Genomic DNA, 22648 nt, shown 5'->3' with positions numbered 1-22648 from the left:
TTCTTTCGGGCCGCGCGCTGCAGCCTGTCGATCCGAACCACGTTTTAGAGACACTGTGGCGCCGGTTCGGAAGCTGGGCCGTCGCGGCGAGTTACCTGTACCTCGACGCACGTTTGTCCTTCGGGACTCTGGCGCACCTCCGCACGCGGTTTGTCCGTTCTGACCCACTTCCCGGACTCCGTGACTGAAACCGTGCGGTACCGAAAAATGTCTCCATCGCGCGGGTCGGGGTTCTTCCACGTGAACAATACAGAACCGTTCTTCTGGATAGCCCCTTTAAGCTCTTCCACGGGTGGAACGTTACCTTCGAGCCCGACCAACGGATCTGAAGGGTCCTGAGCAAAAGCTGTGGTTGCCTCCGGGGTGGGCTCACCCTGGCCATTGACCACGGCCAGGACACCAACAACGACGGCGGCCAGCACAGCAACGGATGCCGCGGCGATCAGAGCTGGGTTGCGCTTCTTTCGCTCAGATGATGAGACCTCTTCGACCCCGTCCTGTCTTTCCGGACGATTGATCGTGGTGTCGAGCCGGACCGAATCCGATTCGGCGTCGCCCCCGCGCATGACGGTCCGCTCGGACCAGCCATCCTCTGGTATTGGTGTAGCCGATCCTGGGCGGGATGCGGTGTTCTCCGCAGTGGGCTGTGCCTGCGCGGTTGGTTCGTTGCGGGCAGGAGCGGCGCTTCGATCAGGGAAGTTTGCTTTGGGAAAGGTAGGGGCGAACGTTGTCGAGTCAGGGTCAATAGAGGTGATGCGCCGTACCCGGGTCATGTCCTCGTCGTCGTCGTCGCGGTCTTCCAGGTACGGAGCGTCGTCAAGCACCTCGAACGGTGTGACGGACATGCCACACTCCGACTGGATACGTTGAAGTGCCAGCGCAAAGGCGTGCGCTGATGAATACCGGGAATCCGGTGACTTTGTCATGGCCGTGGACAGAGCCAACTCAAAAGACTGGGGAACGTCATCACGGCCGGTGTTCTGCAGCGGCATGGTCGCAATGCGGTCCACCAGGGTGCGCTGAGAATTGTCCATACCGGGGAACACAAAGGGTGACCGTCCAGCCAACAGGGTGTAGATAGTGGCGCCCAGTGCCCAGACATCCATACTGATGCCATTTGCACCGCCGCCGCGAAACGCCTCCGGTGGAGACCAGGGAATGGACATTCCGTGGTCCTCGTCCACCGCCGAGTCCGTGGTTCCAGAGATACCGAAGTCCGTCAGGGCCGGCCGATTGTAGTCAGTGACCAGGATATTAGCAGGCTTGATATCCCGGTGGACGATGCCGGCACGATGGGCTGATTCGACGGCAGAGGCTACCTGAATGCCGACGGTCAGGGCTTCAGCCACGCTGAGCCGCGCCTTGCGATACCGCAGGTCCAGGCTGGGCCGGGAGCAATACTCCATGGCCAGATACGAGTGCCCATCATCGGTAACGTCAGCCTGGAAAATCGTCACGATGTAGGGGTGTGAGGATAGCTGCGCCATGAGGTTTGCTTCGGACTCAAACGCTTTACGCGCGCCCTCGGTCCGCAGGTCCGAGATCAGTACCTTGACGGCTACTCGACGACGTGGACGGTCCTGTTCATACAGGTACACATCTGCGAAACCGCCGGATCCGAGCAAGCTGATATAGCGGAATCCTGGGATTCCCGGCGGCGGTGCTGCTGAGCGTTTTCGACTCATCGAAGATCCTCAAACCGCAGCGAAACGTCTTGGCCTAGCTGAGCGACGTCGCCGTCGAGCAAAATCGCCATCTCCCCTTCACCCAGACGCCGTGGCGGCTGACCCGACCGGATGAGGACGGTGCCGTTGGTGGCACGCAGATCGCACAGCATGACGTGCCAACCCTCAAGACGGATTTCCACATGGGAGCGTGAGATGTCCCCCGATTCGCTGGTGACCTGAACCAGACGAGGCATCACGCTGCCCTGAACACGGGAAACCGATGGTTGACGGCCCACGATCAAGGAGGAATCCAGCTCGTAGACCTCACCCGTGGATGCCCGCATCCGTCCCAGGCTTGGACGCCTGACCTGGCTGGTGTCACCGTCTACCGTCCGCCCGCATATGCTGCAGATCGAAACGGTGGGTGCGTTCGCATGTCCGGCCGGGCATAGGCGTGCCAGAACGGTGGGCCCGGTGGCCGGCCGAGATTCTTTCTGCTCCGCAGAGTGCCCAGATGCGTCGTCGCCCTGGTCTGTGGGGAGGTCCCTTTTCATAACAGTTTCGCCGTCGTGATCACCCAGCAGGTCCGACGTCGGCACAGCCCCAGTGTCCTTCGGGGGACGGGACGAAGGTGACTCCTGCGGCGTGCTTTCAGGGCGGCGCGCCCACGGTACGGAGTCGATGAGACCGGTGGACAGGCCTGCAACCGGCGCCGCAATTGCCGGTGCTACCGAAGCAGCCGGTGCGCCCGCAACGAGATCCGGTTCTGGTTCCACAGCGCCGTTGTCCTCCGAGTCGGTGCGCTCCCCCGCCGGCTCCACGTCGTCGTCTTCGGTTTCGTTTTCATCTTCGGGACGCACAGCAGCATCCTCGACGCGGCGCATGACCGTCTGGTCCCACAGATGGTCATAACCGGAGGTGTTCTCCACCGCATTGGAAACCTCTGCTGGCTCTTCGTCGGAAACCTCTGCCGGCTCTTCGGCGGGCGCGGCTGTAAAGAGACCCGGATGAATCGTTTCTTCACCGGCGTCGGCGTCGGCATCAGCCTCGGCGTCGGCGTCGGCGTCGGCGTCTGACACAGCCATGACCGCTGAAGCCATCACGACCCCTGCCACGAGCGGCAACGGTTCTTCCCCGGTGGACGACGCCGCACCAGGTAGGTGCAACGTCCAGCTGTCCTGAGGGTCGAGAACCCGCTCACTCCAGGTCGAGACGCCCTGGCCCGAGACATTCGCCTGAATGGTCCCGGCGTTAGCAGTGAGTTGCACTGCGCCCCTGAGTAGGACGTGGAGCCCGCCGGTATAGGAGACGACGGCGAAGGGCGGCACAGCAGACCAACCATTGCTGAAATCACCAGACAGAACAGAGAGGACGCGCTCCACCCCTGAACCATGAGCGAGCGCCTCCCACACCGTATTCACCATGTCACGGCCGGTCTCGGGTGGAAGCAAGACCACCGTCTCCGTGCGGACCAGGCAGTACCACGGCCCGGAAGCATAGGAGAGCAGGCTCATCGGCGGTCTCCGGCGTCATTGGACGCGGTACCGGACTCCGTGGGCTGATCCGCGGAGGAAACCTTCGGCGTCGAAGGCCTTCTCGGGATAGTGTCCTCTGAGTCATCATCCGTTCTGGCCGTGATCGCAGGATCCCGGTCAATCCCAGAGGCGTCAATGACAATGACACTCACATTATCGCGTGCACCAGAACGAAGCGCGGCGTCAATCAGCGAGTCCGTGGTCATCTGTGGGTCGCCGATATTGCTCAGCAGGTCCCGAATATGTTCAGCGCTGACCTCACCGGTGAGCCCATCCGAGCAGACCATGATGCGGTCGCCTTCCTCAACGGGCATCAGCCAGAAGTCCGGCTCCGTCTCGCTCCCCGTACCCAGCGCGCGGGTGACCACGTGTCTCCTCGGGTGGATCTGCGCCTCAGCCTCCGTGATTCGTCCGATGTCCACCAGCTCCTGGACTTCCGAGTGATCCACCGTGACCTGCTCAAAGACACCTTGGCTGAGCCGGTAGGTCCGAGAATCACCGACGTTGAAGAAAAGCCAGTACGGACTCTCAGATTCCTCGACAAGCATGACACCGGACACCGTGGTGCCTGCGCGGCCTCCCGTTGCCTCACGGATGCGCTGATCGGCAAGCTGCAGTAGGTCATGGATGTCCGCTGCCGAGAACTGCGGACACCGTGTCCCCACCACCGGGCTGTCCCCGAGCGTACGTACGCAGATTCCGCTCGCGACCTCGCCTGCCTCATGACCGCCCATGCCGTCCGCAACAGCAAAGACCGGATCCGAGGCGATCAGCGAATCCTCGTTCAGTTCCCGCTTCAGCCCCCGGTCCGTACCGTAGCCATAAGTCAGCGATGGCACCCGGCGTTTGGAAACACTCACGTCAGTACTCATCGGGGGCCCACCACAAAACTGCGGTCACCAAAGTGCACTGTGGATCCTACTTCAGCCATGAGCGTCTCCCCTCCAGGGACTTGATTACGGATGCCGTCGGTACCGCTAATGGACGTACCGTTGGTGGAATTGCGGTCTGTCACCCAGACTCCGCTCCCCTCACGTCGAAGATGTACGTGCGTCTTGGAGACTGACCGCCCCTGATCAGCCACGGCAATGAGTTGCCCGACACTTTCCCCGCCTTGATTCGATGGATTGCGGCCGATAAGCGCCTCGGCTGCCACTTCGACATCATCTCCATCATCGAACACGAGCACGAGGGCACTTGGAGCCGGTCTTTTCGAGGATACGCGCGTGGCATCGACGTCGTCGTCGGGATGAGCCTCCGCTGTGGGCTGGGGCTCCGGCGGCGGGCCGAATCCTGGCACACTGCTGATCACGGAAGTCGACGGCGTCCCATGGTGTTTGCCAGCCCCGTCTGACGGTGGTTCTGGGTCCGTGGTGAGTGACGCTGGGTCCGGCGTTGTCACGCTTTCGGTGACGGCGGAGGTCCTCCTCGGCTCGTGAACAGCGCCTGCAATGGGTGAGCCCACGTGCTGCAGCGGTGGTGAAGTTGGCTGAACCGGCGCAAAGGAAGCTGGTCCTTCTGCTCCCCCAGTGGTGAGCGGGTCTCTGCCGTTGCGGACGTCGAAAACGAGTGTGCGGGCGATGCGGTCGTGCCAGCCCTGCCGTTTGTTGTTGGGATCCCAGAGATTGGAGATCATGATCAGAGTAAATCCGACCACCGGAACAACTCCGCTGAGCCCAATGATGAGATTGCGAACAAAAATGGAGCCCCAGCCTGCGGGCAGGCCCTTTTCGTTAGCCGTTTTGATGCCCATGATCAGGTTGCCGAGAGTCTTTCCGGCTTTTGCTTCCCATCCCCACATCCAGATCCAGTACCCCAGAACCAGAAGGCTGGTCAGACCGGACATGACCAGAAATAACGTCAGATCAACCGTGGCATACGCCGCGGAGGTCTGAGTGGTGGAAATCGACGAAACGCCGATGCCCATGAAGATCACCATGATCACCGTTGGTGGCACTGAATCCAGGATCTTGGCCAGCAGACGCTTACCCGCCGAAGCGTTGCCCAGCATGTGGTTCATCCGCGCATCGCCTTCCTGATCATGGGGAATCACATCAGCGTTTCCTCGCCGTGGGAGCTGTGCACCGCATGCTACACAATAGGGTGCCTTTGCAGCCACTGTAGTACGGCACCGCGGGCATTCGACCTCCAGCGTCACTGTTCATCCTCCCCAGTTGGCTTCCCGGCGTCGCCCCTGGCCGACCGGTCACGACGACGCGCCGACGTTGGCCGTCGTCCGCGGACCGTCCTGTTCCGGGCGTCTTGAAACAGCGAACGCGGAGAATACCTGGCACGCTGACGCTTCCAGAATCCGACCGTACCGCTCATCTCGTCCAGGGATGATTCAACGTGCTGCCAGAACTCTTGGACTTCGGCCTCGGAGGGCTCACTCGCACCAAAGATCCCCGCGTCCGCGCGGTGAGCCAATCTGGTGGTGACGACAGAACTGGCAGGGAAGGATTCCTTGAGGTTCCGTGCGCTCTCCCGGCGGGTGGCCTTCGTATTAACGCTGGCGCCCATGTCCGTGGCGAAACTGAGAACTTCCTTCCAACCGCCTCCCACACGCTGGGACGGCATGCCCTCCCGAGAACGCCTCTTGCGACGTCGGGTTTTGAGCAAAAGGATCAGCAGCAGCGGGATCAGAATAATCCCCACAGGGATCATGGCAATACCGATCAGCCGCACCAGAGGACCCCAGATGGCCCAGAAATCCTTGTCGTTCTTGTCGGCGTCCTGTGGCTCGGGAGCCGAGTCCGGCGGCAATTCGGCCGGTTCCTGAGGCGGCGGTGGCGGCTGCAGAACCTGGGGTTTGGGCGTGGACTTCGGTTGCTGCTGCGGCGGGATCGGCTCGTTGTCCTCATCCGGCGTCGGGTCAAAGGGAATCCAGCCCGCGTCATCGAAGGCAACTTCAACCCACGCGTGGACGTCCTTACCCTTGATGGCAATGGTGCCGCCAGGGTTCTTCACGTCGTCCCAATCTGGATAGAAGCCCATCACCACGCGAGCAGGAATATTCAGTTTTCGGGCCATCAGAGCCATGGCGACGGCGTACTGTTCGTCATCGCCCACCATCTGTTCGGCATCGAGCAGGGTGGTCATACGTTTGGCACCGTGTCCGGGAAGCGAGGGCGGCTCGCCGTCCTTACCGTTGCTGAAATACCCCTGCGAATGTAGCACCTGCTGCAGCCGGCGCACCCGCTCAATAGGCTTGGAGGCAGCACCAACGTACTCCGTGGCACGGCTGGCAATGATCGGTGGCTCGCTCTCCACCCGCGGAAGGTTCAAGCCCGCGAAGTCATACTGAGCGAGCTGCTCGTCCGTCGGAAAATCAGGGAAAGTCACGTTGACCTGGTAGCTGTCGCCCTCCTGCAAACCGATCGTGGACAGGGCTGTGCGAGCGTCGTCGTTGTAATAGAGGGCCTTTTCCAAGGACCCTTCGCGCGGACCGCTGAGGGCGATGCCCTCCAACTGACCACCGGAAGGTAGCCACACGCCGTCGTACTCCTTAATGTTGATGTCCAGTGTGGCGCTGGTGCCATCGGTGGCGCGGTTGGAGGCCCCAAGCTGCTGAGCATCACCGACCCGCGCAAAATTGCCCGCCGCCTGGGGGTTCACGTTGTAGACGACGCCGTTGTAAGCGTCCAGCGCGGCGAGGCGAACTCTTTCGCCCTCTGGCAGACCGTCCACGGTGAACAGCGTCTTGTCCTCGTTGGTCTTCACGTACTGCCGGAAATCCATGAGCGGGCTGGGATAGTCAAAGAGTTCAACGGGAGGAACGACGACGTCGCGCAGCACTTGCCGTTGGCCATGGGAGGTGAGGAGCGGGACGGCCAGAACGGTGATGGCCGTTGCGCCGGCCACCATCGCGGCACCGTAGCCGAGCCGGCGGACCGTTCCACTTCGGGTGGCCGTGGCGTCGCTGGATGCCGGATTCCCCGATACGCGCGTGCCGTTGTCCGTTCTGGCGATGTCGCGACGGTAGGCGAGCCAGGCGAGCATGGCCACGATGAGCATGATGCCCCGAAGCTCGGGCAGACTGGCGCGGTTGGTTCCGAAAATGATGCTGGCACCGAACAGCGCGATGACCGGCAGGAGCACCCAGTATGGGGTGCGCACCCTCCACGCCAGGAGACCGGCGACGACGGAGGTCAGCAGCGCGCTCAGGAAGGGCACGATCAGCATCCCCCGCGATATGCCCACGGGCGCGGCCACGGTCAAGATGTCTTTCCACGAGGTGACGACACCGAGGATGAGAACCCGCAAAGACTCCAGAGTGGGCAGAAAGCCGAGGAATGATTCCGACGGCGCTGCCAGAGCATTACCCAGCAGCAGGTAAGTTCCACAGACGATGCCAGCAGTACTCCACAGACCCAGCCGGAATCGGGCGGAAGTCCACGCGATGGCAAGCCCCATGACGACGCCGCCCATGCCGGCGAGCAGATAGCGCGCATCTGAACCGAAGGCGGTTCCAAAACCAAGGACACCTAGGCTGAGTGCGAGGATCAGCACGCCGGTGTCGATCAGCTGTTGTCTACTGCTGGTGCGCCGCCTGCCCGTTCGCTCAGAACGCCGGCTGGTCTGCTTTTCCGGGGCGCGCGTGGCACTCATGCGGCCGCCTTCCGCAAAACCAGAGCAAGATCATCGAGTTCGCCGAGTGAAACGACCGTGAGGTCTCCGATGCTGGCCCGCGCCGGTTCCTGTCCACTTTTGCAGCGGACGGCGATACAGCGAATTCCTGGAGGTACGGACGCCGCAGCGCTGCGCAGCTGTCTGGGCGTGACCTGCGGACCCAAGACGAAAAACACGACGGACGCATTCGGCACGGCATCGGCTGTCATTCGGGCCAGATCCACCGCGGTGGTGCGGCCGGTGTGCCCGTCCACTCGGGTCAGCTCGTCAAGAAGATTCCTACCGGTTTCGGAGCGCAGGGGGCCGCCCTGCGTCAGCACGTTGAGGTTCCGCTGCTCACGGATAGCCTGCAGCCCGATCGATCCGGCCACTGATACGGCGAGCTCAAATTCTGCTGCGTCGTCATATTCTGCGGGTTGGGTGGACAGCGCGACGGCGAGATGGGACCTTCGCGTCTCCTCGAACTGGCGGACCATGAGCTTGTTGGTGCGAGCCGTCGTTTTCCAGTGAATGTGCCTGCGATCATCGCCTGGGACGTAGTCGCGCAGGGCATGGAATGAGACGTCGGCACTGGAGAGTTCGCGCGTGGGTAAACCCTCCAGGTCCTTGATGAAACCGGCTGCCGAACCCCCAAGTGGCGTGGTACGGGGGTGAACAAAGAGGTCCGTCGGTTCCGTCCACCGGACCTGCCGTCGCATCAGGCTCAAGGGATCCGAGCGCACGGAGCGGACCGGGCCAACGACAATGACGGCGCGGCGTTGCGTGGGAATGGTGAACAGGTCTTCGTGGACCTGTTCCGGTTTCATCCGCGGCAGGTGAAAGATAGCGGTTGCGCCGCCTACCGGCAGTTCGAGAGAGGCCGGGAGCAGTGCTTTATTGGAGGTGTTTGACACCGAGACGCTGCCTACCGCATGGTCGCCCACGGCCACACGGGTGCGTGCCAGATCCAGGTCCACACCGTAGGAGGACCGGCCGATGATGAAAACCACGGCAAGGATCAGCAGTGAGACACTAATGACGGCCACGGCGATCGCTTCCGCCCAGGTGAAGATCAGCCCGGGAACACCAAGAATGAGGACAACGGCAATCAATACCCATCCCAGGGGGCTGACGACGCCGATGAACGGTTGGAGTCGTCTAGTCCAGATAGCGGACGCTCTGGTGCCCGCAGGCTGCAGGTATTCCCTCGCAACACCGGCGCCCTCCGCCCACAGGGACGAGGGGTGAAACCGGCGCCGTGTATCCGTTGAAGTACTCATGGTGTGTTGGTGCTCGGCCTAGACGCCAGCGCGCTGCTGCGGAGCTGAGACGTCCGCCAGAACTCTCTTGAGGACAGCTTCGGCGGTAGCACCGGCAAATTCGGCCTCGGGGTCCATGACGAATCGGTGAGTCCAGACGTAGGGCGCCAGTTCCTTCACGTCATCTGGCAGGACATAGTTGCGGTCTTGGCTGGCAGCCCATACCTTCGCTGCACGGACCATGGCCAGGGCACCACGGACGCTGACGCCGAGGCGGCTCTCGGGAGCGTTGCGGGTTTCTTCGGTGAGCCGGGAGATGTATTCGAGAATGGCCGGGTCCACGTGAGTGGTGGCCGCGAGGTCAGCCATGTCGTTGACCGCCTGCGTGGTGATGATGGGCGTCAGTGCCAGTGAGCGGTCACGCGTAGCGGCACCACCGAGGAGCTCTACGGTTGAGGCGTGGTCCGGGTAGCCGATGTGCGTCTTGATGAGGAAGCGGTCCAGCTGCGCCTCGGGGAGGCGGTAGGTTCCCGCCTGCTCGATCGGGTTCTGGGTGGCGATGACCATGAAGGGACGCGGGTTGGAATGGGTGACACCGTCCACGGTGACCCGGGATTCCTCCATGACCTCCAGCAGCGCCGACTGTGTTTTGGGCGACGCACGGTTGATTTCATCGGCCAGCACGATGTTCGCGAAGATCGGGCCCTTGTGAAACTCGAACACCTGAGTCTTCTGGTCATACACGGTGATGCCCGTGACGTCCGACGGCAGCAGGTCAGGGGTGAACTGGATGCGGGAATGTGATCCCTGAACCGTGGCGGCGAGGGACCGGGCCAGCATGGTTTTACCGGTCCCGGGGGCGTCCTCGAGCAGGACGTGGCCGTCCGTGAGCATGGCTGTGAGGATGAGGCGTATCACGTGTGACTTCCCCAAAATGGCTTGGCCAACGTTGCCCACTAGCTTGTCAAAGGTTCCGGCAAACCAGGTAGCCTGCTCAGCGGTCATCGCCATAGTGTTTGTTCCTTCACGTCTTCGATGCGGCCGGGCCCGCGCCCGGCCACAATAGGGCCTTGAGTATTCTAGCGAGTAAACACCTACTCCTCGATGGGCAGTTGTCTCCTACCAAATCCTATGGTTCGACTCCCAGGACCGGTCTCCGGTGGTTACCCTGAAGAAGAATCCATTCCAGTCCTCGTTGTAGTTCTCCGAGTCTTCCCGCTCGATGAGACAACCGGAACCGATTTCGGCATAGCCACGCGAACTGGTTTTCACTGTACGGTCAGCACCGATGTCTCCGGTCCCTTCCGTGTAGCAATGGAAAGTGACCATGGTGTTTGGCGGAAGGAGCTCCGCCACCATGTGGTAGTAGTTGCACTTACTGTCGCCACAGACGGGGTCGCCGTCGGGATTCGGTCGCATGATGTACCCAGTGTCCTTCCCCTGTTTCAGGGTCAACGTAGGTGATGCCGAGCGCTCAGAGGCAGTGAAAGTCCGGCAGTCACCACCACCGCGGCAGACGTCGATCCGAATGTCGTGTCGATCCTCGGGGCTATTACCCCCGGACCAGGAGCCCGAGTTCGTTACAGAGTTGCCATCGACGCTTACCTTGACGGTGGCGCCGCCAGGTTTTCCGTTGGCATACGCAGATCCGTTCTTCTCCCAGGTGAATGTCACCTTGAACCCGTTGACGGAGCTGCCGATATTCGAGGCATTACGAAGGGGACCGAACGGGGTCACCGCATTGGAGGGGCCGCTGGCCGGCCCAGGTCCCGCTTCGTTTCTCGCACGGACCCGGAACGAGTACGAGTTGCCGTTGGACAGGCCATTGACCGCACTCCCCGGACCGCCATAGCCTTGCCAGCTACCGCCGTTGACACTGACCTGGTAATCCCTGATAGCACTGCCATTGGCCGCTGGGGCGCTAAAATTCAGTTTCGCGCGACCGTCCTCGCCCGTGGCCTTCGCCGATACCTGACCCACTGCGCCGGGAATGCCGAAGGGAACCACTGCCCCTGACTGCGCACTCGCCCCGGATGCTCCGGCCTTGTTCTTGGCAAGAACAGCAAAGCGGTAATTGGAGCTCTTGTTCAAACCCGTGAGTGTGAGGCCGGTATTGCCAGCAGCGACGCTGCGCGACTGACCGGAATCCAGGCTTCCATCCCGGTAGACACGCACATCGTAGCTCTGGAGCGGTGCCCCGTTGTTGGCGGGCGCCTTCCAGGAGACCACAATGGAACCACCATTGACGGCATCCGTATTGCGGTCTGCTCGCGGTGCCAGTGGCGCCGCAGGCGGCCCGGCGGGAGTTTCGGCGGCAGAGACCGGGCTCCAATCTGACGGTTCGGACGCATCGTTAACAGCCTGAGCCCTGATCTGGTAGGCCGTACCGTTGGTCAGCCCGCCCCACGAAACAGATGTCCCGGTGACACCGGTTTTCTGGGTGACTCCATTGGCCGGCGCGGGAGAAATCTCCAGGTTGTACGCCTTGACCGGCGACCCCTTGGATACGGGGACGTTCCAGCTGACAGCGATCTTGCTATCGCCCAATGTCAGGACCGGCGCCGCTGGCGCCTCCGGGCGAACGTCCGGGCGGGCAACGGCCGATGGCGACGACGGCTCGGACTCACCCAGCGCGTTGGCCGCGACCACGGTGAACGTGTACTCAACGTTGTTGGTCAAGCCTTTGAGCTCACAGGTGGTCGATGAACATTGCTGGCTAAAGTTTGCGGCCGTGACGGTGTAGCCGGTGATGGCTGAACCGTTGTTCGCCGGTGGGTCCCAGGAGAGCACCACCAGCTGATCACCGGTCCGTTCCACCACCGGGGTCAGCGGCGCATCGGGGGTGCTCTTGACCGTGAGCAGCACCTGTCCATCCACTTCACGCTCAGGATCACCGGTGCGGTCCTGGACCCGGTAGGTCACCGTCATGGTGCCAACGAATTCCTGCGCCGGCGTGATCTCAATGGACGAACCATTCACGGACGTTGATCCCTGACCGGTGCTCGTTGCGGCTGAAATGATCTTCAACGGCTCATCCGGGAACGGGTTGACGTCGTTCTCCAGCACGTTCACCGTCACGGGCTTTCCGGATTCGGCCTCCGGAACGACGTCGTCATTGGCCACCGGCAGCGGGCGGTCTGTGGCCAGGACAATGATGTCGACCACCGCTGAAACCGGCTCATTGGTTCCATCGGACACGGATACGGTCACGGATCCAGCGTTGCCCTTCGGAGCATCGGCATCAGCCTTCGCGCTCAGAACGCTGCCGTTCAGAGATACCTGCACACCGTCGATGGTGGACTTGGTAAGGGCAAATTCGAGATTCGGAACGTCCTCAGGGTTAGGGTCCGACGCCGCCTGCCGCAGGTCCAGTGTGGCCGCGGCTTCCCCCTGCGCGGCCTCCAGGGTGTTGCCTGCAAGGGTGGGCGGCAGGTTCTCTTCGGGATCCGGCAGAACAGTGATGCCTGCGCTCAGCGTCGATTTCAGACCGTCGGGATCATCGGGTCCGGAGCCGTCGGTGACTTCAAAGACCACCGATGCGGGACCGGAGTAACCCTCAGCCGAGGTGAAGACCATGGTATCCGCGTCAGTGGCGGACACCTCGCCACCCACGGCTGTGACGCCGTCGGCCGCGGTCAAACGAGGGGCTCGGCCGTTCCGGACCTTGACCAGGTCATCGAGTTCAAGGGTCAGTTTCTCACCCGACTGAACCTCCAGCGGAGCGAAATCCTTCAGGGTGGGATGTGGCTCAGCGGACCCAGGGACCATCATGAACGCGGTAGCACTCAATCCGTCCAGGTCCGTCAACGTGTAGGGAATGATCTGGGCTTTGGCCGTTAGCTGGACAACGGCCGTGCCGTCCTCTCCCAATGAGACATTGTCCGGGGTACCGGGAAGGCTTGCGCTCACGTCGGCAACGACGCCGTCCGGGTCCTCGTCGTTCTTCAAAAACGGTACAGTGACCTCTGTCTCGCCCACGGTCTCGGGGAACGGGAAACGGTCATCGCGGGCGATGGGTGCCAGCAGGGGTGCGTCAGCGCGCGCATCAACGGTGAGGGTGGCTGTATCGGTTCCACCCCTTCCATCAGAGGCGGTATAGCGAACCACGGTGTGGCCGGGAATTTCTGGCGCCGTGACCAGGACCTTGCCCTTTTCGATGCTTACAGGAACCGACTCATCGGCTTCCAGCCCACCCGGCGCGAAGACAATCCGGTCACCGTCGGCATCGGTATCATTTTTGAGGACATCCACCGCAACAGTGCGGCCAGGGCGAATGATGGTGGAGTCATCCAGTGCCACGGGAGGCTGGTTGTTGTTGGCCTTTGGTGCAATTCCCACTGACACAGTGGCGGTGGAACGCACCCCAAGACGGTCCGACACAACATAGCTGAACGTGTCCGTTCCCCCCGTGTTTCCGCCCGCCGTGTAGTCAATATACGACGCCCCGACCTTCGCCGCGCCCTTCGCCGGCGACTGCTCGATGCCGATCAGGGTGACCGAATCGCCGTCGGGATCAATGCTGTCCAGCGGAACAGCAATACGGGTGCTCTGACCTTCAAAGACACGCCCCGTGAGGCTCTTGGGCTGCGGAGGAGAGTTATCTTCAACATTCAGTGGCTGGATGTGGATGGTGACCTGGGCGGATGACTCCTGTCCGTCCGGGCCGGCCACGGCATAAATCGCTCGCACCGTCTTGGGCTCGGAACCGGCGCGGAACCGAAGTTCCTCCCCGGACATGGCCAGCAGACCGTCGGCGTCGTCCACGGTCTCCACCAGCTCCGGAACCAGCGTGATGGGAGCACCGTTGGGATGTTCGTCATTGGCAAGGACCGGGATAGTGACGACATCATTGACGCGGACCGTGACCTCGTCCGGGTTGGCGCGAGGAGGCTGTAGCTTCGCTGGCCGCGGCACGGGAACTATCGAGACCTCACCGACTGAACTTTCCAGGCCGTTTGAGACCGTGTACTTCACCACCGCAGGAGCCGCGAGACCACGTGTGTCCGTAATACGCAGGACGCTGTGATCCACCACGGAGACGGTGATCGCCTTTTCGCTTGGCTGCGTCACCGACTGGACCACCAGCACTCCGCCGGACGGGTCCGAGTCATTGCCGAGCACATCAACAAGCGTTTCCCCACCGGCCGGCAGCAAGGCTGTGTCGTGGACCGCGACAGGGGCGCCGTCGTCTTCGTTCGCCGCTTCGACGTCCACCCGAATCAGTCCCGTGGCGCTGGCCGGACCGTTGCTGACCAGATACGTGAGGTAAAAGGTGCCCACGGCTGCAGAGCGGAACGTGATCGTGCCGACGTCCGAGTTCATAGTGACCGTGGCATCCTCCACCTGGTCAACCTGGGCCAGACGCAGACGGGCATCCGTTGGGCTCGTGTCATTCTTCAACGGCGAGATCGTGGCGTCCTCCCCGACGCTCACCCGCACGTGGTCGGCGTTCGCCACCGGCGGCAGCTTCCCGGCCGGTTCCACCTTGAACGTCATGTTCGACGTCGTTCGTTCGCGGCCGTCCGACACCGTCACCGCAACCGTTTTCTCACCCAGACTGAGCCCAACATCCTGGAACGTCAGAACGCCGTCCGCCCTGGTCCGGACAATGTCTTGCTGGTTCTCAACAGCGGCGCCCACAAGCTGAAGTGGATCGCTATCCGGGTCAACCCAGTCGGTCAGGATGTTCTGGGTGATCTCTCCACCCTGCTCGACAGTGATGACGGACTTGCGCTCCTGAACCGGCGCCCCGTTACTCTCCGCGCCCACCACCCGGAGGCGGACGCTCGCGGTATCCTCTCCGCCGCGGCCGTCGTCGACCGTATAGCTGATGGTCTCGGACCCTTCAGCGTCCGGTGGCACAACGATCTGCAGACCCGTCTTGTTGTAGATGGATTGGACCGTTCCGATTTTTGGTTGGTCTTTGTCGAGTTTCGCGGTCAGGAGGTCGCCGTCGGGATCGGAATCGTTGAACAAGATGGGCAGAACCGTGGTTCGTCCGGGTCTGACGCCAAATTCGTCGTCTTCGGCAACGGGCTTGCGGTTTTCTTTGGTGCGGTCCGGCAGCGCAGTCTCACGGCTGATCTCGTTGGACTCTTCCTCGGACTTCTTGTCATCCTCACCGGGGGGCGGAATCAGGTCATCCCAGTTATCCACCACCTGCATCTGGTCTGTGACCAACCAGATGCTGCCGCCGTTCATGTCATTGAGGACGACGACGTCGCGGTTGACGCGGAACGATAGTTCAGACTGTGCTCCCAGGGACGGGATGGGCTCGTTCTTGTCCTGCGAAGGGTCCGCGCAGGAGCGGATGTAGGTCTGGCTGCCTGCCCAGGCGGAGTGGACGCACTGGTCCACAACCGCAGGAGCTGCGGGCTGGCCTCCCCCGGGTGCGTCAATCCGGCGAACATCTCCGCCGTCCAGCGGCACCGTGAACAGGGCGTCGGCACCGGCCACAGCCACGTTGATGGATTCGCCGCGACTGCTCAGCTGCAGGGTAAGGGCCGTTCCCTCTAGTTCGACGGCGGATTCACCGGGCAGGTACAGCCGCCCGGCGTCGGCATCGAGCACCACGGGAGTGTCGCCGGCGGCCGCTATCTGCAATTCGCTAGCTTGTTCGAAGCCGGACAACCCGTTCTTCGAAGATTTGGTGTAGCTTCCGTCGTCCTCGCGCACGAATGTGGTGAGTTGACCCGTTTCCGGGGAAACAGTGTAAATCGTGTCATCTTCCCCGACCGCAGTCACGAGCCCCTTGGCATCCTTGACCAACGGTTCGATGCTTTCGGGTGAAAATGAGGCAAGGGTGTCGGTGGTAACCGCCCAGAGAGAACCGGAGACCGGATCAGTGATCGCTACGGTTTCTGTTCCCAGATCGATGTCTGAACCACCGGGAACTCCGGTGGGCTGGCTCTGGGTCACGGTGGCAACGTCCACGGTGCTGATGCCGGACTGTTCCTGATCCGTCATGAAAACGGTTGCATCGTCCTGTATGACGTCGAAGGAAGCCGCTTTGGCGACGAAGCCGCCGTCGAGCACCTTGGACTGGTAATTGAGGTGACCGACCATGCCAGCCGCGTTATTCGTCACCCAGACGCCGCCGTCGTGCAGCTCCAGCTCGGCCGTTTTGAACCCTGGATACAGCACGGCACCGGTCACGGCCACACTGGCGGCAGCACCAAAGGCCAGCGCCGAGACCGCGCGAGACCTACCCCATGTGAACCTAATCCCCAAGAATGCCCCTCAGCAACACCTAACGAGTCCGCGGACGACGGACCGGATCCAGTCTAGCCGGACGAGTCAACACAGGCTCCGCGGGTCCGGACGCTGGCAGTGACGTCAGCAACGTGGGGCACCGCTTGACTGTGGCCGGCCAATGGATGTGTGGCCGGCGTCGACATAACGGCCCACATTCCTTGATGACCCTGGTTCAACCCGGTACCAGGGTCCCTTGACCCCATACCCGTCTTTATGATCGATCCAGCACTGGACGACGATCTTTTGGCCAGCGTAGAACCAAGGCGGTTGGTTTCCACCTTTTCCTTCGCAGGTGAACCGTTTGGTGTCGTAGGTGGCACGATTGGCGGGATCTGTGCAGCTTCGTTCCATTCCCGTGTTGAGCTGAGTAGTCCACTGGTCGCGGTCTCCGGCAAGACCGCTCACCTGCTTTCCACCGGAGCATTGCCCCGTGACGTCGCAGGTCTGGAACTCGAGGGTGACGGATTTTCCGTAATTATCAGCAGGGAAATCCGCTTTCCCCGATGTGCCGCCGTTGATCCATTCCTTGGTTGGCGCTAGGTGTCGGTAGCGAACATAGTCCACAGCCCGTCCGTTGGGCGAAGGTGCTGACCATGTGAAGTACACCCTCTTATCCCCCCGTTTGCTGGTACCAGAGGAAGCATTCGGTACGTGAGGCCGTCCGTACGGGACCACCGCATTGGAGCCGCCGCTGGGGGCCCCGTTCATCTTTGCGCCGTCACTGTTCACAACTGCGCGCACTGTCGCTGAAACGTTGCTGCCGTTGGCGAAGCCACCCACAACATCACCCGAGTTGATCCCGCGCCATCCGCCGCCGTTGAAGCTGGCCTGATAGCTGACTTCTCCGGCGCGTGCCCCGTTGCGTTGCGCCGCAGCGAGCGCGCTGAACGTGATCGACACGCTTTCTCCGGCACCACCAGTATGAGTGGGCTTCAGTTGTGGGGCAGCCGGTGCAGCCGGTGCTCCGACCGCGCGCCGCGGTGCTGACTGGGCACCGTATTCACTCCAGCCGGCCTTGTTCTTGGCCCGGACGTCGTAGGTATAGTCCTGCTCAGCATTGGGAACCGTGATGGTCTGCTCTGAAACGCTGGTCACCGGCAGAGTGCGCCGCAGCGTATTGCCCACGTACTCACGCACCTCGTAAGCAGCTACCGCTGCGCCGTTGTTGGCGACGTCGTTCCAGTCCACGCTCAATTGACTCTGTGAGCCAACCGACTCCACGCGCTGTGTATTTGGTGCCGCAGGTACCGCCGGCTTCCCCGCAGGAATCTCCGCAGCGGAGTAATCACTCCAGTCGGAGGGATCCGGAGCCTTGTTCTGTGCCTGGACCCGCACCTTGTATGCGGTGCCGTTCTGTAGCCCAGTCCAGGTCACCATGGTGCCCGTTGAGGTCTTCTGGCTGGCGCCGCTGGCCGGGGCCGGAGAAATCTGCAGCGTGTACTTTTCGATCGGTGAGCCCTCGTTCGCGGGCGGAGTCCACTTCACAGCCAGTTCGCCGTCGCCAAAGGTCAGGGCCGGCGGCTGGGGCTGCTCAGGTTTTGCATCTGGCCTGGCGGGAGCCGATTCCGGCGATGGATCCGAGGTCCCGTGCTCGTTGACAGCGGCTACACGGAAAATGTACTCGGTGTTGTTGGTCAGGCCCGTAAGAGTGCACGTGGTCGTGGCGCACTCCTGGCTGAAGCCGCGGTTGCTCGTCACTTCATAGGACGTGATGGCCGAGCCGTTACTCGCCGGTGGATCCCAGGCCATCACCACCGTCTGATTCCGCACGCTTTCCACCGCGGGTGTGCTGGGAACACCGGGTTTTCCCTCCACAGTCAGCAGAATCTGCGCAGAAACCCGTCTGGAATCTTCCTGGGTCTTGTCGCGGACCGTGTAGGTCACGCTCATGCTTCCCACGAAGGTCTCTGCCGGAGTGACGACGATGCGGTCGCCATCCTTCGACGCCGTCCCATTCCCGTCCGCCACGACATCAACAATCTCCAGCGGCGAATCCGGGAACGGATTGACGTCATTAGCGAGCACATCCACCGGGACGGATTTACCCTGCACTGCCTCTGGAACTGTGTCTTCGTTGGCCACTGGAAGCGGACGAGAGGAGGCCAGAACAACCAGATCTACGGAGGAGGTCACCTTTGCGCTGCGGCCATCCGTGACGGACACCGACACTTTGCCCGTGGCACCCACTGCAGTGTCCGAGTCAGCCTCAATACTCAGCGTGGACCCGTCCAACGAACCCCGGAATCCATTCGGCAGTTCACCTTCCAAGGCGAACTCCAGCTTGTCCGCGTCATCCGGGTTGGGATCATCTGCGAGCGCGCGAAGGTCAAGGGATACGGCGGATTCGGCCTTGGCAACCTCGAGTGAGCCGGACGTGAACGTGGGCGGGAAGTTACGGTCCTTATCGGGGATGACGTTCGTGAGCACTGTGAGAGTGGATTTCAGGCCCTCGGGATCGTCAGGTCCAGATCCGTCCGTGACCTCGAAGGTGATGGATCCGGTGCCTGCGTAGTCGATGTCGGCCTTGTAGCTCAACGTGTTTTCGTCGGAAACCCAATCTTTGGTAGAGGTGCCGATGGCTGAAACGTTGTCCTGCACGGTGATCCGTGGCGTACGGCCCTCGCGCACACGGACGTAGTCGGCAAGTTCGAGGGTGAGTTCCTGTCCGGCAGTGACGTCGATGGGGCCCTTTTCCGTCAGGACAGGGTGCTGTTGTCCACGCCCTGGTACCCAGATCAGTGCCGTTCCGAGGCCGCCGTCGATGTCCTCCACGGTGTAGGGGATGGTGCGCGGGCCATCGGCGAGCTCCACTTTGACAACCCCGCCAACGACGCTGACGCCCTGGTACTTGGCCGTGTCCACGGTGATGGCCAGGTCCTCGGCCACGCCATCCGGGTCTTCGTCGTTTTCGAGCACCGGGACGTCCACGGCTTCGCGGCCCATCGTTTCAGCCGGTTCCACCCGATCATCCCGGGCAATGGGAGCAATCAGAGGGGCGTTCTTGTCCACGGAGACCCGAATATTACCCACCGCGTCCGCGCCACGACTGTCCTTCACCATGTAACGCACGTTGTAGGTACCGCCCTGCTCGGGCGCGGTGAAGAGCACTCTGCCCTTCTTCACTTCTACGGCCATGGTTTCCGGTGTGGCTGCAACGCCTTCTCCGACCAAAGCGATGGGGTCGCCGTCGGGGTCTGAATCGTTGCGCAGAGCGTCAACGGCGATGGCTCGACCCGGTCTCAGGGCGACACCATCATCCACAGCGACGGGTTTCTGATTCTTCTCAGCGAGCGGGGCAATGCCCACCTGGACAGTTGCGGTGGCAACTGCGCCCAGCCTGTCCTGTACCGCGTAGGTGAAGGAGTCCGTTCCACCGGCTGTAGCGGAGGCCGTGTAGTCAATGTAGTGGGGCCCTGCAACGGCTGCGCCAAGCTCAGGGGCTTGGTCGATACCCGTCAGAGACACGGAGTCGCCGTCTGCATCCAAGCCCGAGAGCGGAATGGGAATACGGACGGTGGATCCGGCGATCACCCGCGCGTCGACGTTGCTGGGCGTTGGTGGCGTGTTCCGCCCGTCCTTGGGTCGAATGGTGATGCGGACCTCGGCTGAGTCCTTCTGGCCGGCGCTGTCCACCACCTCGTAGATGGCGTAAACAGTCTTGGCTGTATCACCGGCAACGAAACGCAGCGTGTTCTCGGAGACAAACAGTTGCCCATCCTTAGTGGCCACGTCCTGGGCGATGATCGGGTCAAGTGCCAGTTCGTCGCCATTGGGGTGAGTGTCGTTATCCAGTACAGGGATGTTCACCACATCGCCGCTCCTGACAATGGCCGTGTCCGCTTCGGCTCGAGGTGGAAGGATCTCCGCCTCGCTCTCGATGGAGAGGACGTTGACCTCACCGGTAGCCGACGTTTTACCGTTGGAGACCGTGTATTTGATGGTTTCCTGGCCGGCCAGGTCACCGACGTCGTGGATGCGCAGAACATTGTGTTCCAAGACAGCAACCTTCAGGGGCGAACCAGCTGCCACCTCGACCGACTGAACCACCAGAATTCCGCCTGCTGAATCGGAATCATTTCCCAGAACGTCTACCAACACCGCGCCGTGTCCAGGCAGCAGTGCCACGTCACGCACCGCAATCGGTGCACCGGCGTCGGCGTCAGCTTCCGCGTCCACTCTGATCAGACCGCTGGCGCTCTTAGGCCCATTGGTGGCCAGATACTCGATGTAGTAGGTACCAGCCTTGGTCGGGGTGAACTTCACGGTTCCAGTCTCGTAGTCCGGAACAGCTTTCGCGTCCCCGGTGAAGGTCACCTTCGCCAACCGGAGTTCGCCACCGGTGGCGTCAATATCGTTCTTCAGCGGTGCGATTTCTGCCTGTTGTCCCACTGTCGCGCTCACGTGGTCGAAATTGACCACCGGCGGCAGTAACCCAATCGCCTGAACGTCCATGGTGACTACGCCCGACGTCGTCTCTCGGCCATCCGAGACCTCAATCCTGACCTCTTTGGGTCCCAGCGTTTTCCCGATATCACGAAAAGTCAGCATGCCATCATACCGGCTCCGCACCTGGTCGCCAACATCGGTTGGTTCAGCACCAACAAGGAAGAGGTCGTCGCCGTCTGGGTCCGTCCAGTTGCTGAGGATATTCTGGCTGACGCTTTTGCCCTCTTCCACCAAAATGGTGGTGGCACGCTTGGCCTTGGGCGGTTCGTTACTGTCGATGCCCTTGATCCGCACCGTCACGTTAGCGGTGGCTTTGCCACCGCGGCCGTCACCCACCTCATAGCTGAACTGCTTCTGACCCGGTGAAGCATTTTCGGGCACAACCACCTGCAGGCCGCCACCGTCGTACACCGGTTGTACGCCCATGCCCTCCGGCGCGTCCCCCACCAGCTTGGCTCTGAGAAGGTCGCCGTCAGGGTCTGTGTCATTGTCCAGGACGGTGAGGATGGTGGTCTGCCCGGCGCGGGCACCGAATGAATCGTCTTCGGCTACTGGCGGCCGGTTCTCCTTGGTCCTGTCTGGGAGCGTCGTCACGAGGGACTCGTTGGCAGATTCATCCTCTTCGTTATCTGCCTCGTCCTGAGGAGGCATGATGTCGCCCCAGTTGTTGACCAGCAGCATGTTCTGGTTCACAAGCCAGATATCACCGGCGTTCATGTCGTTGAGGACCACAACGTCCCTGTTCACGCGAAAAACCAGATCCGCGCTTCCGCCAATGCCCTTGATTTCCTCTTGACGGTCACTGGAATCATCCGCGCAGTCACGAATGTAGCGGGCGCTGGCCCACGCTGCATAGATGCAATCTCCCTGCTGGACTGGAGCGGCGGGAGGCCCCGGTACGTCGAGGTCTGTGACAACCGGCTCTCCGCCGTCGAGTGGTTGCTTGACAAGCCCGTCAGTGGTGGCCACCGCCACGTGATCCGACGCGGCGCCGCTTTGCTGCAACCGGGCGTCCCGGGAATTCGCCACTGTCACGGCTTGACCGTCGGGCAGAATCAGGACGCCGGACTCACTGTCGAAAACCACGGGCTGATTCCCCACAGCGGCGATCTGCGCGTTACCGAAGTCCGATAATTGCTCAGCCTTAATGACAGAAGGTTTCGGCCAGCTGCCGTCGTCGGCCACGGTATACGTGAAAATGGAAGACGCCGACGGATCCGCGACCACCACGGTGTCCGTGGACGACACAGCGGCCACGGCCCCAGGGGATTCTTTGAGGACCGGATTCTCCGTCTTGTCACTGAATCCCCCGATCTCCCCAGCCTTCGTGATCCAGATTGTTCCGGTGGCTTTCTCCGTGATGGCCACAACGTCTGAGCCCATCGCGATATCCGCCGAGCCTGGAAGCTGTGTCTCCGTACCGCGCATCACATTGGCGATGTCCACGGGAGAGACCATCGCCTGATCCGTGTTCAGGTTCAACACGTTCCGCCCAGCCTGCGCCACATCGAAACCGTCGCTGTTAGCCGTGTAGCCGCCGTCGATGAGTTGCGACTGATAATTGAGGTGACCCACCATGCCCAGGTTCTGATTGGTGACCCACACGCCGCCGTCGTTCAGTTCAACATCCGCGGTGGCGAATCCCGGGTACAGCACAGCACCGGCAACCAGGGCAACGGACAGCGCGGAGACACCGGCGGTGGTGAGGACACGACGTCGTTGGCGAAGAGCCAGCAGGCCTTGACTGAAAAACTTCACAGAGGAGATCCAGGCGATTCGAGGGATAGTGGAGGCGGACAAAAAAGTCCCCTCTAAGAATGCCATGCGGGGTCCGTCCGGCCAACCCCTTGACATGGGCAGAACTCCCCTCGAATCAGAC

General features: G+C 61.9%; 9 protein-coding genes. All 9 read right to left on the bottom strand.

The window, feature by feature from the left end:
* Positions 1-44 precede the first annotated feature (44 nt).
* The 9 genes from JOE65_RS06475 to JOE65_RS06435 all read right to left on the bottom strand — a co-directional run bounded on the left by JOE65_RS06475 (position 45) and on the right by JOE65_RS06435 (position 22593).
* Entirely contained in the window at positions 45-1685 is a 1641-nt protein-coding gene (locus JOE65_RS06475; protein WP_205162447.1) for a serine/threonine-protein kinase, read from the bottom strand.
* Positions 1682-3181: an FHA domain-containing protein gene (locus JOE65_RS06470; RefSeq protein WP_205162446.1), complete on the bottom strand. Its 1500-nt coding sequence runs from the start codon at positions 3179-3181 to the stop codon at positions 1682-1684. Before JOE65_RS06470 ends, JOE65_RS06475 begins: the two co-directional genes overlap by 4 nt.
* A complete protein-coding gene (locus tag JOE65_RS06465; protein ID WP_205162445.1) occupies positions 3178-4074 on the bottom strand; it encodes a PP2C family protein-serine/threonine phosphatase in 897 nt (298 codons plus the stop codon). Before JOE65_RS06465 ends, JOE65_RS06470 begins: the two co-directional genes overlap by 4 nt.
* Positions 4071-5255 (bottom strand): RDD family protein, encoded by a 1185-nt coding sequence (locus JOE65_RS06460; RefSeq protein WP_205162444.1) that lies wholly within the window; start codon positions 5253-5255, stop codon positions 4071-4073. Before JOE65_RS06460 ends, JOE65_RS06465 begins: the two co-directional genes overlap by 4 nt.
* Before the next feature lie 101 nt (positions 5256-5356).
* A complete protein-coding gene (locus tag JOE65_RS06455) occupies positions 5357-7810 on the bottom strand; it encodes a transglutaminaseTgpA domain-containing protein (protein WP_205162443.1) in 2454 nt (817 codons plus the stop codon).
* Positions 7807-9090 (bottom strand): DUF58 domain-containing protein, encoded by a 1284-nt coding sequence (locus JOE65_RS06450; protein WP_205162442.1) that lies wholly within the window; start codon positions 9088-9090, stop codon positions 7807-7809. The genes JOE65_RS06455 and JOE65_RS06450 overlap by 4 nt, the downstream gene beginning before the upstream one ends.
* An 18-nt stretch (positions 9091-9108) precedes the next feature.
* Entirely contained in the window at positions 9109-10080 is a 972-nt protein-coding gene (locus JOE65_RS06445) for an AAA family ATPase (RefSeq protein ID WP_205162441.1), read from the bottom strand.
* Positions 10081-10188: 108 nt separating this feature from the next.
* The gene (locus JOE65_RS06440; RefSeq protein ID WP_205162440.1) at positions 10189-16299 is read right to left on the bottom strand and encodes an Ig-like domain-containing protein; all 6111 of its coding nucleotides are present in this window, start codon (positions 16297-16299) and stop codon (positions 10189-10191) included.
* Between the two features lie 105 nt (positions 16300-16404).
* On the bottom strand, positions 16405-22593 hold the full coding sequence (locus JOE65_RS06435; RefSeq protein WP_205162439.1) for an Ig-like domain-containing protein: 6189 nt from the start codon (positions 22591-22593) through the stop codon (positions 16405-16407).
* Positions 22594-22648 lie beyond the last annotated feature (55 nt).

This window comes from Arthrobacter roseus (assembly GCF_016907875.1).
Lineage (GTDB): Bacteria > Actinomycetota > Actinomycetes > Actinomycetales > Micrococcaceae > Arthrobacter_J > Arthrobacter_J roseus.
The sequence above is the reverse complement of the archived record's forward strand: the minus strand, read 5'-3'. Positions and strand labels throughout refer to the sequence as shown.

Excerpts from the sequence above, each read along its gene's own strand:
- JOE65_RS06455 (WP_205162443.1), bottom strand. The coding sequence starts at position 7,810 with ATGAGTGCCACGCGCGCCCCGGAAAAGCAGACCAGCCGGCGTTCTGAG.
- JOE65_RS06450 (WP_205162442.1), bottom strand. The coding sequence starts at position 9,090 with ATGAGTACTTCAACGGATACACGGCGCCGGTTTCACCCCTCGTCCCTG.
- JOE65_RS06475 (WP_205162447.1), bottom strand. The coding sequence starts at position 1,685 with ATGAGTCGAAAACGCTCAGCAGCACCGCCGCCGGGAATCCCAGGATTC.
- JOE65_RS06435 (WP_205162439.1), bottom strand. The coding sequence starts at position 22,593 with ATGGCATTCTTAGAGGGGACTTTTTTGTCCGCCTCCACTATCCCTCGA.
- JOE65_RS06470 (WP_205162446.1), bottom strand. The coding sequence starts at position 3,181 with ATGAGCCTGCTCTCCTATGCTTCCGGGCCGTGGTACTGCCTGGTCCGC.
- JOE65_RS06465 (WP_205162445.1), bottom strand. The coding sequence starts at position 4,074 with ATGAGTACTGACGTGAGTGTTTCCAAACGCCGGGTGCCATCGCTGACT.
- JOE65_RS06445 (WP_205162441.1), bottom strand. The coding sequence starts at position 10,080 with ATGGCGATGACCGCTGAGCAGGCTACCTGGTTTGCCGGAACCTTTGAC.